At 41.3% G+C, this 14,193-nt stretch carries 15 protein-coding genes; 1 reads left to right on the forward strand and 14 read right to left on the reverse strand.

Features of this window, described 5'->3' with window-relative positions:
* Positions 1-124: 124 nt before the first annotated feature.
* The 8 genes from ACIQCO_RS12805 to rpsU form a co-directional block, all read right to left on the reverse strand.
* Entirely contained in the window at positions 125-1,087 is a 963-nt protein-coding gene (locus tag ACIQCO_RS12805; protein WP_400429009.1) for a PhoH family protein, read from the reverse strand.
* A complete protein-coding gene (gene yqfD, locus ACIQCO_RS12810) occupies positions 1,084-2,277 on the reverse strand; it encodes a sporulation protein YqfD (RefSeq protein WP_400429011.1) in 1,194 nt (397 codons plus the stop codon). Before yqfD ends, ACIQCO_RS12805 begins: the two co-directional genes overlap by 4 nt.
* Positions 2,274-2,576, reverse strand: coding sequence for a sporulation protein YqfC (gene yqfC / locus ACIQCO_RS12815; protein ID WP_400429013.1), 303 nt, complete (start codon positions 2,574-2,576; stop codon positions 2,274-2,276). The genes yqfD and yqfC overlap by 4 nt, the downstream gene beginning before the upstream one ends.
* A gap of 85 nt (positions 2,577-2,661) precedes the next feature.
* Positions 2,662-3,132: a hypothetical protein gene (locus ACIQCO_RS12820; protein WP_400429015.1), complete on the reverse strand. Its 471-nt coding sequence runs from the start codon at positions 3,130-3,132 to the stop codon at positions 2,662-2,664.
* 31 nt (positions 3,133-3,163) lie between these two features.
* Entirely contained in the window at positions 3,164-4,156 is a 993-nt protein-coding gene (gene floA, locus ACIQCO_RS12825) for a flotillin-like protein FloA (RefSeq protein ID WP_400429016.1), read from the reverse strand.
* Positions 4,157-4,176: 20 nt separating this feature from the next.
* On the reverse strand, positions 4,177-4,812 hold the full coding sequence (locus ACIQCO_RS12830) for an NfeD family protein (RefSeq protein ID WP_400429018.1): 636 nt from the start codon (positions 4,810-4,812) through the stop codon (positions 4,177-4,179).
* Between the two features lie 132 nt (positions 4,813-4,944).
* Entirely contained in the window at positions 4,945-5,391 is a 447-nt protein-coding gene (locus tag ACIQCO_RS12835) for a GatB/YqeY domain-containing protein (protein WP_066090218.1), read from the reverse strand.
* A gap of 15 nt (positions 5,392-5,406) precedes the next feature.
* Positions 5,407-5,580 (reverse strand): 30S ribosomal protein S21, encoded by a 174-nt coding sequence (gene rpsU, locus ACIQCO_RS12840; RefSeq protein WP_007087607.1) that lies wholly within the window; start codon positions 5,578-5,580, stop codon positions 5,407-5,409.
* A gap of 208 nt (positions 5,581-5,788) precedes the next feature.
* Here rpsU and ACIQCO_RS12845 point away from each other — a divergent pair, with 208 nt between their 5' ends.
* Complete coding sequence (locus ACIQCO_RS12845) at positions 5,789-6,730, forward strand: Na/Pi symporter (protein ID WP_400429021.1); 942 nt, start codon at positions 5,789-5,791, stop codon at positions 6,728-6,730.
* A 114-nt stretch (positions 6,731-6,844) separates the two neighbouring features.
* Here the strand turns inward: ACIQCO_RS12845 and deoC are convergent, their stop codons facing one another.
* From deoC to dnaK, 6 genes are all read right to left on the reverse strand, one after another.
* A complete protein-coding gene (deoC, locus tag ACIQCO_RS12850; RefSeq protein WP_400429023.1) occupies positions 6,845-7,522 on the reverse strand; it encodes a deoxyribose-phosphate aldolase in 678 nt (225 codons plus the stop codon).
* A gap of 336 nt (positions 7,523-7,858) precedes the next feature.
* Complete coding sequence (gene mtaB, locus ACIQCO_RS12855) at positions 7,859-9,232, reverse strand: tRNA (N(6)-L-threonylcarbamoyladenosine(37)-C(2))-methylthiotransferase MtaB (RefSeq protein WP_400429025.1); 1,374 nt, start codon at positions 9,230-9,232, stop codon at positions 7,859-7,861.
* 7 nt (positions 9,233-9,239) lie between these two features.
* Complete coding sequence (locus tag ACIQCO_RS12860; RefSeq protein ID WP_400429027.1) at positions 9,240-9,989, reverse strand: 16S rRNA (uracil(1498)-N(3))-methyltransferase; 750 nt, start codon at positions 9,987-9,989, stop codon at positions 9,240-9,242.
* 96 nt (positions 9,990-10,085) lie between these two features.
* Positions 10,086-11,027 (reverse strand): 50S ribosomal protein L11 methyltransferase, encoded by a 942-nt coding sequence (gene prmA, locus ACIQCO_RS12865; RefSeq protein ID WP_400429028.1) that lies wholly within the window; start codon positions 11,025-11,027, stop codon positions 10,086-10,088.
* A gap of 17 nt (positions 11,028-11,044) precedes the next feature.
* Complete coding sequence (dnaJ, locus tag ACIQCO_RS12870) at positions 11,045-12,178, reverse strand: molecular chaperone DnaJ (protein WP_400429030.1); 1,134 nt, start codon at positions 12,176-12,178, stop codon at positions 11,045-11,047.
* A gap of 165 nt (positions 12,179-12,343) precedes the next feature.
* Positions 12,344-14,182 carry a molecular chaperone DnaK gene (dnaK, locus tag ACIQCO_RS12875; RefSeq protein ID WP_400429031.1) on the reverse strand — a complete coding sequence of 613 codons (1,839 nt, stop codon included), beginning with the start codon at positions 14,180-14,182 and terminating at the stop codon, positions 12,344-12,346.
* Positions 14,183-14,193: the final 11 nt, after the last annotated feature.

The raw sequence follows: 14,193 nt of genomic DNA on the forward strand, positions 1-14,193 counted from the left end.
AAGTATGCTTTATGTAAAATGATAACAGTTTTTCTATCAAGTTTCATCCACTAAACGAAGAAGATTGATTATTTTGCTAAGGAAAAAGGGGTAAACCATGAAAACAGGTTTACCCCAGACTTTTTTAGATCGGTTTCTTCTCATAAGCTTCAATAATCCTGCCTACAAGCGGATGACGGACAACATCGCTTTGTTCTAAAAAGATAAACGAAAGGCCATTTACATTTTGTAAAATTTCTTCCGCTGCGATTAAGCCGGATTTTGCTCCCTTAGGCAAATCAATTTGTGTTTTGTCGCCAGTAATAATCATTTTCGACCCGAAGCCTAGTCTTGTCAAAAACATTTTCATTTGGGCATGTGTAGTATTTTGGGCCTCATCTAAAATAACAAAGGCATCATCTAATGTACGGCCTCTCATATACGCTAGAGGAGCAATTTCAATCGTTCCCCGTTCAATTAGCCGCTGTGTATGTTCGACGCCCAAAACGTCGTTTAAAGCGTCATACAGGGGCCTTAAATAAGGATCCACCTTCTCTTTCAAGTCTCCGGGCAAAAACCCAAGACTTTCTCCCGCTTCAACAGCCGGCCTTGTTAAGATAATTTTATTTACTTGACCATTTTTTAGCGCACCCACAGCCATAACCACGGCTAGATAGGTTTTCCCCGTTCCCGCCGGTCCAATTCCAAAGACAAGGTCATGCTTTTTAATCGCCATAACATATTGCCTTTGTCCAAGGGTTTTAATCCGAATGGTTTTGCCTTTGACATTTTTGCCGATTTCCTCATCATACAAATTGACAAAGTAATCAAGTGTTCCCTTATTCGCCATTTGCACCGCATAGAGGACGTCTCTTTGGCTAATATTAATTCCCTTGCGAATCACAATCATTAATTTGTCAAGAATTTGACCGGCAAGGCTGACCTTCTCCTCGTCACCTGACAGGCTAACAGATTCCCCTCTTGTTATGATGGAGACATCAAGCTCTTGTTCAATTATTTTTAAATTTTGATCAGAATTACCCAGGAGCGTAATCGCCTCAGCTGGATTTTCTAGCTGTACTTTTATCGTTGTTAATTTCTCTGTCATTCAGGTGTCTCCTTGAATATCGGTTGTCCGACTGCTATATTTTCGATTATTTTAAAGTGGATATCTAGTATAACTTTACCATTTTTAGTTGACTTGTGTAAAATTTTTTCATCTTTGATGATAGCATCTTCATCTAATTGACTTTTTATTTGTTTTTTTGCTAAGTTAAGCGCTTCTTTTTCCGCCTCTTCGTTTGTATATTCACGAGTAAACTCTTCTCGTTCACGAAGTGTTTTATGAACATAGGATATCGGCAAGTCCCACTTTAAAAAGTGAATTTTACGAACATCCTTTTCTGTCTCATATTTTGCAAACTCCGGCTTTCCAAAGCCCCAAAAAGGGATTTCCCAACTGCCCACTAAAAGAGATTGTTTTTGCTTTTCTTTACCGTTATATACCTTAAAAGTAGTGATTAACGGGAGCTTAACGGTACTTCTATACCAAGTTTCCCCCCAAACCTTCCCCGTAGCTGCAACTAATTCTGTATTACCTTCTTGTCCATACACTCCGGAAACAAGGATTTGCCCCGGCTCTACATGGTCATTTCTCTCAACAACCGGCTGACCCGTTTCAACAAACATGTTTACAATTGTGGCCTTCTTTTTCGCAACAAGATTCTGCGGGGATAATTGCTCTGGCTTTTTGGGCTCATTTTTTTCGACCACTTGCAGGTGATAGGTTGTCCCGTTTAACTCCACACCAACCCAAGTAAGATCGCCAATGTTATTCGTTAATTGCCGCTGAATTCCTTCAACATTTTTAACAAAGAATTGAACTTTGCCAATTTTCACACCCATCTTGTCCAATTCTTTGCGAATTTTGTATTCTGTCGCGGGTTTGGCACCTTTTATTTCAATTCCCCAAATAACGTTTGATAAAAATAAGATGATGAACAGGAAAACACCTGCGCCTAGCAAAAAACCGCTATTTTTTAACAATCTTTTGAATAAAAAAGGGATACCGCTTCTTCGCAAAAAGGTAATTAAACATTCGCTTTTTCTTGCATAAAGTCGAATGTTCTTGGCATCTTGAAGCCTCATTATAAAGGTAATGGTTTCCGTTCCATGGCGCTTAACATTCCAAATATGAATACCATCCCTTATTAGAACATTTAAGAAACGCTCAATTCCCTTCCCAGATACTTTAACGGTCACTCTGCCATAAAGAAATTCAATCCACTGATTCTTCATTCTTTTCCTCCCGGATTATCAGTTATAAAAATGACCTGATCAATTTTTCCTTCTAACAAGAGTTCTTCAGGTAAAATCGTTTTAATCACAAACGAACTTCCCTTTATCAATAATTGGCCTTGCTTTAATAGCAGGCGCAGCTCTTTATCGGTGAAGGCCAGCAGGCCACGGTGGTTCTCAATATATATATGGATTTGGCCAATCATCGTAATCCGAGGCAGATCCATCATGACATCCTGAGGAAGATCCATTTTATTAGCCATCCAATTGCGGACTCTTTGGCCCCACTTTTTTGCCATAAAAAAAGAACCCCCTTTCATCTCATATTATGAAATGAAAGGGGGTTCTAGCACATCTTTTTCGATTTGATTAATGATGGCCCGCTTAGCCTCTTTTAGCAAAATACGGTTTTTTTGAACGTGGCTCGCCAAGAATTTCTGACCAGACAATTCCATTAACCAGTGTCTTAGCATCCGGATATTCAGAAAAAATCGTTCCAGCTTCTTCTTGCTTATCCTTCTTAACATGCTCTTTACTTATTTCTTTTTGCTGTCGAGACACGGCTGCTCTCTCTCGACTGAATTCAGACTCTTTTCTCACCTGCAAGTACTCTTTTTCGAGATTTTGCGTAGCTGCTTTTTTTTGCTCAACCATTACCGGACTCGTTCTTGTTGGTTCCTTAATTGGGCTCGGTTCACTTAATTCATGATCAGTAAGCTCTTGAAAAAGTTTGCGGATCTCCCCGATACCATTGGGTGAAGTAGGCTTATTTTGGGATTGTCCGCGATTATTTTTTGCTTTACCAAACATTGAAGTGATGATGCCGATAACAATCATGATTATTAGTGTATTCAACTCTTACCCTCCTTTTTTATCAAAGTGGGTTTTACTGGCCGTCCTTTTTCTCACCGGTTATCTTCCCGATGGATCCTCGCATATCTGTATCAGCGGAAATGTTTTTAATGTTCATATAATCCATCACACCGATATTTCCAGATTTAAGTGCTTCAGCCATCGCAAGTGGAACCTCTGCTTCTGCTTCTACAACCTTTGCTCTCATTTCCTGTACTTTCGCCTTCATCTCTTGTTCAGAAGCAACAGCCATTGCCCGGCGCTCTTCCGCTTTCGCCTGCGCAATCTTCTTATCTGCTTCAGCCTGTTCTGTTTGCAGCTCTGCACCAATGTTTTTACCGATATCAACGTCCGCGATATCAATCGAGAGAATTTCAAATGCTGTACCCGCATCAAGCCCTTTGGCAAGGACCGTTTGTGAGATTAAATCTGGATTCTCAAGGACTTTACTATGACTATCCGATGAACCGATGGTAGAAACGACCCCTTCACCAACACGGGCAACAACAGTTTCTTCACCGGCACCACCGACGAGGCGCTCGATATTGGCACGAACGGTAATTCTCGCCTTCGCTTTAACCTCAATCCCGTTCATCGCTACACCCGCAATAAACGGGGTTTCGATTACTTTTGGGTTAACACTCATTTGTACCGCTTCTAACACGTCACGGCCGGCAAGATCGATGGCTGCACAGCGTTCAAACGATAGTTCGATATTGGCACGGTGTGCGGCAATCAAAGCATTTACTACCCTATCGACATTCCCGCCGGCAAGGTAATGGCTTTCAAGCTGATTGATCGTGACATTGATACCGGCTTTATGGGCTTTAATCAACGGATTAACGACCCTGCTTGGCGTTACCCTTCTAAGTCTCATCCCTACTAATGTAAAAATACTGATGCGTACTCCGGCAGCAAGTGCTGAAATCCAGAGCATGACTGGTACAAAGGATAATAGAATACCAAAAAGAATTAAAGCAACGACGACAACAGCAAGAATAAAAATGGTTCCATCATTAATTTGCATATTATTAAACCCTCCTTCAACTATTTCACTTCTCTAACAACAATGCGGGCTCCTTCAACTTTAATGACTTTAACTCTGGCATCCTGTTCAATAAAGCCGCCTTCACTGACCACATCGATTCGTTCATGATTAATAATAACCGTCCCAGCCGGCCTTAAAACCGTTAATGCCGTCCCTGTCTTCCCCAAAAGGTCTGTCCGGTTAATATTAGAAACATATCCATCCTCATTCTTAGCTGAATCAAACAAAACCATTTTACTAAACAGAACCAGCTTTTTGTCAAAAACCTTAATCATACTAAAGAAAACGACGATAGAAATGATGATGGCAATTAAGATGGATACCCCCATTTGCAAGGCATCTTCCCCTGATAAAAAAAGGCTTAAAATTAACGCAGCAACACCAAGTGTTCCCGCAATCGCCCCTGGCAAAAAGAACTCTAAAAAAATTAGAAGAATTCCTGCCACAAATAATACTAATGCGCCCCATCCTGCAAGTCCAGCTTGAAAATGGCCATAAAAGAATAGTATTAATGCAAAGATCCCGATGAATCCAGCTATACCAAACTTAGATGAAAAAAGTTCCATGACGATGCCGACCCCAGCAATCGTTAAGAGAACGGTTACAACAATCGGGTCAGTAAGAAATTCAATCATCAGGTGTCCCCCCCTTTTTTTCTTTTTTCAACTGACTGTTTTTAATACGTTTGAACTCGAAGAAAGTTTCATTAGATTTATTAATGTTAAAAGACCGCAGACTTGTTAGCCTGCGGTCTCAGTGTCAGAATACTATGAAAGGTGTTGTTGTACAAATTTATTTACAAGTGACCCGTCTGCTTTTCCCTTAACTTTGGGCATAATAGCAGCCATCACTTTTCCCATTTCCGCTTTTGATTTTGCACCGACTTCAGAAATTGTTTCTTTTACAATCTCTGATAATTCAGCTTCAGAAAGCTGTTTCGGTAAATACAGTTCGACGATTGCCAGCTCTGTATGCAACTTATCAACTAGATCTTGACGACCAGCCTTATCAAATTCATGGAGGGAGTCTTTGCGTTGTTTTACTTCGCGAGAAAGGATTGTTAGCTCTGTATCCTCGGAAAGCTCTTTTGTTCCGAGCCTGATGGCTTCATTTTGCAACGAAGCTTTCACCATCCGAATGACGGAGAGTCTGTCTTTTTCCTTGTTTTTCATCGCTTGTTTCATATCATCATTTAAACGCTCGAGAAGACTCATATATTACACCCTCTCTTAAAACTTACGTTTTCTAGCAGCTTCAGACTTTTTCTTACGTTTTACACTTGGCTTTTCATAGAATTCGCGCTTTCTTGCCTCTTGCAAAGTACCAGTTTTTGATACTGTACGTTTGAAGCGACGAAGAGCATCTTCAAGCGATTCGTTTTTACGAACGACGGTTTTAGACATTCTCTTTCCCTCCCTCCGAAACACAACACACTAACATTCAATCCATGTACCTTGCAATTATAATATAACCTTGAAACAAGGTCAACTGAAATTCTCTGTGTTAGAACGAGCTTTTCATTTTTTTATGCAAATTTTAGAAGAGCTTGTCTGAAAAAGTGGCATGCCCTGCACCATTTGACCATAGAATGAAGGGGAGGGGGCCTAAGACATGCTATACATACTATTATTTCTTCTTTGTATTTTATTATTTATTTTTGGGATGACGATTATCAGGTTTGGGTTATTCAATTTGTCTGCGAATAAATTGAAGTCATGGCTGATTAAACTAACTCGTACACCATTAAAAGGTATGCTAACCGGAACGTTTATCACTGCTCTCCTGCAAAGCAGCACTGCTGTCATGGTCATTACCATTGGCTTAATTTCCGCTAGAATTATGACCTTTCCTCAGTCAATCGGCATTATTCTCGGCACCAATATTGGCACTACTTTTAAAACAGAACTAATTACCTTCGATTTGGATGCGGTGCTAGTTCCCCTTGCCATTAGTGGCGCATTTCTTATTTTATTTAAAAATAAAAAGGCTAGAAGTATTGGCATGCTTTTGTTTGGAATCGCCTCTGTTTTCACGGCGATGAAAGGTTTCGAATTATTAGCGGAGCCGTTAACCACAATGGACTTTATCCATAAATTTATTTTATCGATTAATGATAATATTTTATTAAGCTTATTAACAGGGACAGTGATTACGGCGATCATTCAATCAAGCACGGCGATGACTGGGATTGCGATGGGTTTTCTAACTGCCGGGCTGCTGCAGCTGGATGCCGGCATCGCGATTGTGCTTGGAGCTAATATCGGCACCTGTATTACGGCGGTTATCGCATCGATTGGCGGCGGCAAGGAATCCCGCCTGGCAGCCTTTGCCCACGTTTGGTTAAATGTATTCGGAGTCTTGCTGTTTATTCCACTGATCCCGATGCTCACTGAAAACGCGGCATTACTTGCGAGTAAAAGGGATGTACAATTAGCGCATATTAGTGTGATCTTTAATGTTGCCACTTCCCTGCTTGTTTTACCGTTTGCGACAAGGTTTGGTGAGATGATTTTATTTTTTCACGATCGGCGGCCTAAACGGCCTGTATCGTAAAAAGACAGCAAAATTGATTGCTGTCTTTTCTTTGTTAATCGGTACTGAGGCCTTTCCAGGGTGTGCGGGAATGGATTTTTCTAACTTTACGGATACTATCACACTAAATCCTTTTTAGTAATCTGAAGTCACTAGCATCCCATTTATGATTGCGACACTTGAACTTGCTCCAATCCTCGTCGCTCCTGCCTCAATCATTTTTTGAGCGTCTTCTGTGCTTCGTACGCCACCGGAAGCTTTGACACCGATATCAGGTCCAACCGTTTTCCTCATGAGGGCAATGTCTTCAAAAGTTGCCCCTCCTGTTGAAAACCCGGTAGAAGTTTTTACATAATCTGCACCTGCTTTAACAGAAAGCTCACAGGCGCGAATTTTTTCTTCCTTCGTCAAAAGACTTGTTTCAATAATCACCTTCGTTAATGCCTTTCCCTTGGCTGCTTCGACTACAGCCCGGATATCGCGCTCCACCAATTCATCATTGTGATCCTTAAGTGCCCCAATATTAATGACCATGTCAACTTCATCAGCACCATGTTCAATTGCATTTGTCGTTTCAAATGCTTTTGTTTCAGAAGTTGTCGCACCTAAAGGGAAGCCAATTACCGTACAAACCTTGACATCGCTGCCCTGTAATAATTCCTTTGCCGTTCTGACCCAAGTTGGGTTAATACATACGGAAAAGAATTTATTCTCCCTTGCTTCTTGACAGAGAGTTTCGATTTGTTCTTTTGTTGACTCCGGCTTTAGTAATGTGTGATCAATCATTGCAGCAACATTTGTTTTAGTAGCCATCTATTTCATGCTCCCTTCGATCATAAGGTGAATTTGAATTTTTGGATCGATTGTTGCCACTTACTTTAAGTTTCCCTGAAATACATTAGAAACCTATAGTAAATTCATGTGGTTTGACCAAATTATCCTAGGTTTTTAGGAGCTGAAAAGGTTTTGGCTATTTTTCGAGGTGTTTTGGCTATTTTTTCATGTGTTTTGGCTACTTTCTTGAGTGTTTTGGCTACTTTCCCAAGGCATTTGGCTATTTTTTTAGGTGTTTTGGCTAATTAGACAATTTTTCCCACAATTAAACCAACCCTAATACAAAAAAGAGGACCCATGATAGGTCCTCTTTCCTTAAATAGCCGCTTCCTCTTTATTAAAAACTTCTTCTTTAACCAATGATGTATCTTCAACAACACGAACAAATTGGCCTTCATTGTATGGGTAACCGGCCTTGGTAATTTTCACTTTAACAATTTTACCAATCATCTCTTCCGTTGCTGGGAAAACTACTTTCAAGTAATTATCTGTATATCCGACAAACAAACCAGATTTTCCTTCTTCGTTAAATGACTCTTCTGGAATTACTTCTAATACTTCGTCTTCAAAAAGTGAAGCGTATTCCTTTGCCAGCTGATCAGAAAGGGAAATTAAACGGTGAACCCGTTCATTTTTCACTTCTTCATCTACTTGATCTTCCATCCGGGCAGCTGGTGTGCCTGTACGCTTTGAATACGGGAAAACATGGAGCTCAGAGAATTTATGTTCTTTAATAAAATTATACGTTTCCATAAATTCTTCTTCGGTTTCGCCAGGGAATCCAACTATCACATCGGAAGTAACAGCAAGACCTGGAAGCACTTCTTTCAGACGCTCTAGTCTCTCCCCGAAGAATTCCATCGTATATTTACGGCGCATTCTTTTTAAAACGGTATTGGAACCGGATTGCAATGGGATATGCAAGTGACGGACAACAATATTCGAATGTCTAATAACTTCAATCACTTCATCGGAAATCTGACTCGCTTCAATCGATGAAATCCGGAGACGTTCAAGCCCGTTTACACCTGCTTCTAAATCACGAAGGAGCATGGCAAGATTATAATCCTTCATGTCTTCACCGTAACCGCCGGTATGAATACCTGTTAACACGATTTCTTTGTAGCCAGCATCCACAAGCTGCTGGGCTTGGCGAATTACTTCCTTCGGATCACGGGATCTCATTAAACCGCGGGCCCATGGAATGATGCAGAAGGTACAAAAATTGTTACATCCTTCTTGGATTTTTAATGACGCACGTGTTCTGTCTGTAAACGAGGGAACATCAAGCTCCTCATAAACACGATTTTTCATGATATTGCCGACACCATTGATTGGCTGGCGCTCAAGCTTATATTGTTCGATATAGTCAAGCATTTTCACACGGTCCTGTGTACCGACAACAATATCAACACCAGGAATTGCCATGATTTCGGCAGGCGATGTTTGCGCATAACAGCCAGTAACACAGATGACCGCATCGGGATTCTTCCTGACTGCACGCCGGATAACCTGACGGCTTTTTTTATCGCCAGTATTTGTTACTGTACAGGTATTAATAATATAAACGTCGGAAATTGTCTCAAACTCAACCCGATCGTAGCCTTCTTGTTTAAACAACTGCCAGATAGCTTCAGTTTCATAATGATTCACTTTGCATCCAAGAGTATGAAACGCAACTGTTGCCATTGTATCCTCACCTCAAAAGTTCAAAATGATAGGAAATGGCCGAAAGTGCATAGAGCGGGGCCGTTTCCGTTCTTAAAATCCGCGGGCCTAACCCGCATAGATCAAAACCATTTTCCTTTAATAGCTTGACCTCTTCGTCCGCTAAGCCGCCTTCAGGCCCAAAAACCAAAAGCAATGACTGACCTTTCTTCATTTGTTTGAGGGTCGAAGAAAAAACGGATATTTCTCCATTTCTACTCTCATCCTCAAAGGCAGCTAATTTAAAATCAAAATCACTACTTTTCCCCATTAAAGCTTTAAAATTCATCGGGCTCATGATTTCTGGCATCATAGTCCGATGGGATTGTTCAGCAGCTTCTTTAGCAATTTTTTGCCATCTCTCTATTTTCTTCGCTGCCTTTTTTTCATCCCATTTTACGACTGAGCGAGCTGCAGAAAAGGGAAGAAACTGATGTGCCCCAAGTTCCGATCCTTTTTGGATAATCCATTCGAGCTTGTCCCCTTTAGGCAGCCCGCTGGCAATTGTAATTGAAATTGGAAGTTCTGAAACCTCTTCTTTCCATTGTACAACGTCTGCAACGACACTTTCATCGGTAATTTCTGCAAGCCTGCATATGGCCTGTTTCCCTTCTGGGTCAACACAAATGATTTGATCGCCAATTTGCATCCGCATAACCTTGACGATATGATGACGGTCTTCTTCATCAATGAAAAAACTATCATCATTTGCTCGGTGTTTAACAAAGTAGCGTTGCACACTTTTGCACCCTCTCTAACATTTTACTCTTTATTTTACTAAAAAAAATATTATATTGGAATGAAAAAAAGGGGATTCTCCCCCTTTATTCCATCATTATTTCCTTTTGGCAATAATGGCAACCCAGTCTTCCATTAAAATCGTTTCGGTTATATTAAAACCAGCAGTAACAAGTGCATCTTTAACCTGGTCTTTCTTCTGCTGGATAATTCCCGACGCAATGAAAGAACCATCTGGCTTCACAACTCGGGCAACATCGTCCGTAAACCGTAAAATAACTTCGGCAAGTATATTAGCAACTACCACATCGGCAGAGTTTTCCTCGACACCATCTAAAAGGTTGTTCTGGGAAATCGAAACATTATCACTTACTTTATTAAGCTTGATATTGAGTTTCGCCGTGGTTACCGCAACCTCATCAAGGTCATAGGCCCTAACATCTTCTGCACCAAGCTGTGCTGCAGCAATGCTCAATACGCCGGACCCCGTACCGACATCAATAACCCTGTCACCCGGACGGACAGTTCTTTCCAGGGCTTGAATACACATCACTGTTGTTGGGTGTGTTCCCGTTCCAAACGCCATACCAGGGTCTAATTCGATAATTAATTCATCGCTGCTGACAGGCTCATAAATCTCCCAAGTCGGTACAATCGTGAATTTTTCAGAAATTTTCACAGGATTATAGTATTTCTTCCAAGCTGTTGCCCACTCTTCTTCGTTTACTTCGCTGATGGTTACTTGGTTTTTGCCGATATCAATATCATAAATAATTAAATTATTGATGGACTCCTTTATGGCATCTACCGTTTCACCCAGGAAGCTGTTGACTTGCAGGTAGGCTTTAACAATAACTCCTTCTTGCGGGTAATCATCTGGATTAAGTTGGTAAATTTCTCCGAATTGATCTTCCCTTTCCTTTGTCAGCTCAAAAGGATCTTCAATAACTACACCGCTCGCTCCAGCTTCATGCAAAATATGAGAAATTGGTTCAATTGCCTCATTTGTTGTGTGAATACTGATTTCGGACCATTTCATCTTACCAACTCCAATCCTTACTCGCTTTTAAAGGCACGTTTTACTTTTGAGAAAAAACTTTCTTCATGGTCACCAATTGGCGAAGATCCGCTTAGCTCTGCGAATTCTTTTAGAAGCTGCTTTTGTTTATCTGAAAGCTTTGTGGGGGTAATAATGCGAACGAGAATATACTGATCACCCACACCATATCCGCGGACATTAGGAACACCTTTCCCTTTCAAACGGAACTTTTTACCCGTTTGTGTTCCGGCTGGGATTTTTAGCTTCACTTTTCCATGAAGTGTCGGCACTTCGATTTCGTCACCCAAGGATGCTTGAACAAATGTGATAGGCATTTCACAATAAATATCATCGCCATCTCGTTCAAAAAACTCATGAGAACGTACTTGGAAAACAACATAAAGGTCACCAGCTGGACCGCCGTTTGTTCCCGCTTCTCCTTGACCTGCCATGCGAAGCTGCTGCCCATCATCAATCCCAGCAGGAATCTTGACGTGTATCTTCTTGCGCTTTTTCACTTTACCAGCGCCGCCGCAAGTGGAACATTTTTGTTTAATTTCTTTCCCCGTACCATTACAGTGATGACAAGTACGACGATTAACAATCCTGCCAAATGGGGTATTTTGTTCTACGTTTAATTGTCCGGTTCCATGGCAGTGCTGACAAGTCTCTGGTTTTGTTCCTGGCTTGGCTCCAGATCCGCTGCAGGTTTCGCATGTTTCTTCGCGTGGAATTTCAATATCTGTTTCTTTGCCAAACGCTGCTTCTTCAAATGAAACTGTCATCGTGTATTGAAGGTCTGCACCCTGCCTTGGCGCATTTGGATCACGTCGTCTCGAACCGCCGCCGCCACCGCCAAAAAAGGTATTAAAGATATCCTCAAAACCACTAAAGCCGCCGCCAAAATCTCCGCCGCCGCCAAAGCCTTGGTTTGGATCGGTATGGCCAAATTGGTCATAATGGGCCTTCTTTTGATCATCGCTTAACACTTCATATGCTTCTGTAATTTCCTTGAATTTATCTGCCGCATCTGGCTCTTTATTAATATCTGGATGATATTGTTTAGAAAGTTTTCGATAGGCTTTTTTTATTTCATCCTTTGAAGCGCTCTTAGTAATCCCAAGCACCTCATAGTAGTCACGTTTACTCATGATTACCCACTCCCGAATCTGTCACATAAAGATTATTTTAACACCCATTAGAAGGGTAAAGCAACAAAAAAGCCAAAGCCCTTAGTTCTGACTTTGACTTTTCCGTTGACTTTTAACATCGATAACTGTCTAGCTTCAACGCCGAAGCGCGCCCGCTTTTATGTCTTATTTGTCGTCTTTTACTTCCTCAAATTCCGCATCAACAACATTGTCATCTTGGGCACCAGCATTAGCGCCGCCCTCTTGGCCGCCTTGCTGTGCTTGTGCCTGCTGTGCCGCTTGCTCATATAGCTTAACAGTCAAAGCTTGAACGATTTCTTGCAATGCATCCTTTTTAGCGCGGATTTCTTCAAGATCATTTTTCTCAATGGCTTCTTTTAATGCATCTTTTGCTTCATTTGCCTTTGCAACTTCGTCTGCGTCAACCTTACCTTCAAGGTCTTTTAATGTTTTTTCAGTTGTAAACACAAGCTGATCCGCTTCATTACGCAGCTCTACTTCTTCTTTATGCTTCTTGTCAGCTTCAGCATTTTCTTCCGCTTCTCTGACCATTTTTTGAATCTCTTCATCAGAAAGACCGGTAGAAGACTTAATTGTAATTTGCTGCTCTTTATTCGTACCTAAATCTTTAGCACGGACGTTGACAATACCGTTTTTATCAATATCAAAGTTAACTTCGATTTGCGGAATTCCCCGTGGTGCTGGTGGAATATCAGATAATTGGAAACGACCTAAAGTTTTGTTGTTGGCCGCCATTGGACGTTCCCCTTGAAGCACATGGATGTCAACAGCAGTTTGACTGTCTGCAGCCGTTGAGAATACTTGTGATTTTGATGTAGGGATTGTTGTATTACGGTCAATTAACTTCGTAAATACGCCGCCCATTGTTTCAATTCCAAGGGAAAGCGGTGTAACGTCAAGTAAAACAACATCCTTAACATCACCTGTGATAACGCCGCCTTGAATCGCAGCACCCATTGCCACTACTTCGTCCGGGTTTACACCGCGGTGAGGCTCTTGTCCAGTTGCTTTTTTGATTGCTTCTTGGACAGCAGGGATTCGTGTTGATCCACCAACAAGGATAACCTTATCAATTTGTGATGGTGACATGCCGGCATCGCTAAGAGCTTGACGAGTCGGGCCCATCGTCCGTTCGACTAAATGAGCGGAAATTTCATCAAATTTTGCTCTAGACAAGGAAACTTCAAGATGAAGCGGTCCAGCTGCTCCCGCTGTGATAAATGGAAGCGAAATTTGGGTTGATGACACACCGGACAAATCTTTTTTCGCCTTTTCAGCGGCATCCTTGAGACGTTGTAACGCCATTTTATCTTTAGAAAGGTCAATCCCATTTTCTTTTTTAAATTGTTCCACTAAGTAATCAATGATGACTTGGTCAAAATCATCGCCGCCAAGACGATTATCACCGGCAGTTGATTTTACTTGGAAAACGCCGTCCCCTAGTTCAAGGATCGATACGTCAAATGTACCGCCGCCAAGGTCATAAACCAGAATCGTGTGGTCTTGATCGGTTTTATCTAAACCGTATGCAAGTGCTGCAGCAGTTGGTTCATTGATAATCCGCTCTACTTCAAGACCGGCAATTTTTCCAGCGTCTTTTGTAGCTTGACGTTCTGCATCATTAAAATAAGCTGGTACCGTAATAACAGCCTTTGTTACTGGCTCACCGAGATAATCTTCAGCATATGATTTTAAATATTGAAGAATGATGGCAGATAATTCCTGTGGTGTATAGTTCTTGCCTTCAATTTCTTGTTTAAAACTTGTGCCCATATGACGTTTGATGGACATGATTGTATTCGGGTTTGTAATGGCTTGGCGTTTTGCCACTTCCCCAACTTGACGCTCCCCATTTTTAAACGCAATAACCGACGGAGTTGTGCGATTGCCTTCTGGATTAGGAATTACTTTTGGTTCTCCGCCCTCAAGCACTGACACACATGAGTTTGTTGTACCTAAGTCAATACCGATTATTTTACTCATAGCCTTTACCT

It is taken from the genome of Neobacillus sp. NPDC093127, from assembly GCF_044754175.1.
GTDB lineage: Bacteria > Bacillota > Bacilli > Bacillales > Cytobacillaceae > Neobacillus.

What these genes read in the sequence shown, in the direction of transcription:
- ACIQCO_RS12805 (WP_400429009.1), bottom strand. Translation starts at nt 1,087, where the DNA reads ATGACAGAGAAATTAACAACGATAAAAGTACAGCTAGAAAATCCAGCT.
- yqfC (WP_400429013.1), bottom strand. Translation starts at nt 2,576, where the DNA reads ATGGCAAAAAAGTGGGGCCAAAGAGTCCGCAATTGGATGGCTAATAAA.
- ACIQCO_RS12845 (WP_400429021.1), top strand. Translation starts at nt 5,789, where the DNA reads ATGCTATACATACTATTATTTCTTCTTTGTATTTTATTATTTATTTTT.
- dnaK (WP_400429031.1), bottom strand. Translation starts at nt 14,182, where the DNA reads ATGAGTAAAATAATCGGTATTGACTTAGGTACAACAAACTCATGTGTG.
- dnaJ (WP_400429030.1), bottom strand. Translation starts at nt 12,178, where the DNA reads ATGAGTAAACGTGACTACTATGAGGTGCTTGGGATTACTAAGAGCGCT.
- prmA (WP_400429028.1), bottom strand. Translation starts at nt 11,027, where the DNA reads ATGAAATGGTCCGAAATCAGTATTCACACAACAAATGAGGCAATTGAA.
- mtaB (WP_400429025.1), bottom strand. Translation starts at nt 9,232, where the DNA reads ATGGCAACAGTTGCGTTTCATACTCTTGGATGCAAAGTGAATCATTAT.
- ACIQCO_RS12830 (WP_400429018.1), bottom strand. Translation starts at nt 4,812, where the DNA reads ATGATTGAATTTCTTACTGACCCGATTGTTGTAACCGTTCTCTTAACG.
- yqfD (WP_400429011.1), bottom strand. Translation starts at nt 2,277, where the DNA reads ATGAAGAATCAGTGGATTGAATTTCTTTATGGCAGAGTGACCGTTAAA.
- deoC (WP_400429023.1), bottom strand. Translation starts at nt 7,522, where the DNA reads ATGGCTACTAAAACAAATGTTGCTGCAATGATTGATCACACATTACTA.
- floA (WP_400429016.1), bottom strand. Translation starts at nt 4,156, where the DNA reads ATGCAAATTAATGATGGAACCATTTTTATTCTTGCTGTTGTCGTCGTT.
- rpsU (WP_007087607.1), bottom strand. Translation starts at nt 5,580, where the DNA reads ATGTCTAAAACCGTCGTTCGTAAAAACGAATCGCTTGAAGATGCTCTT.
- ACIQCO_RS12835 (WP_066090218.1), bottom strand. Translation starts at nt 5,391, where the DNA reads ATGAGTCTTCTCGAGCGTTTAAATGATGATATGAAACAAGCGATGAAA.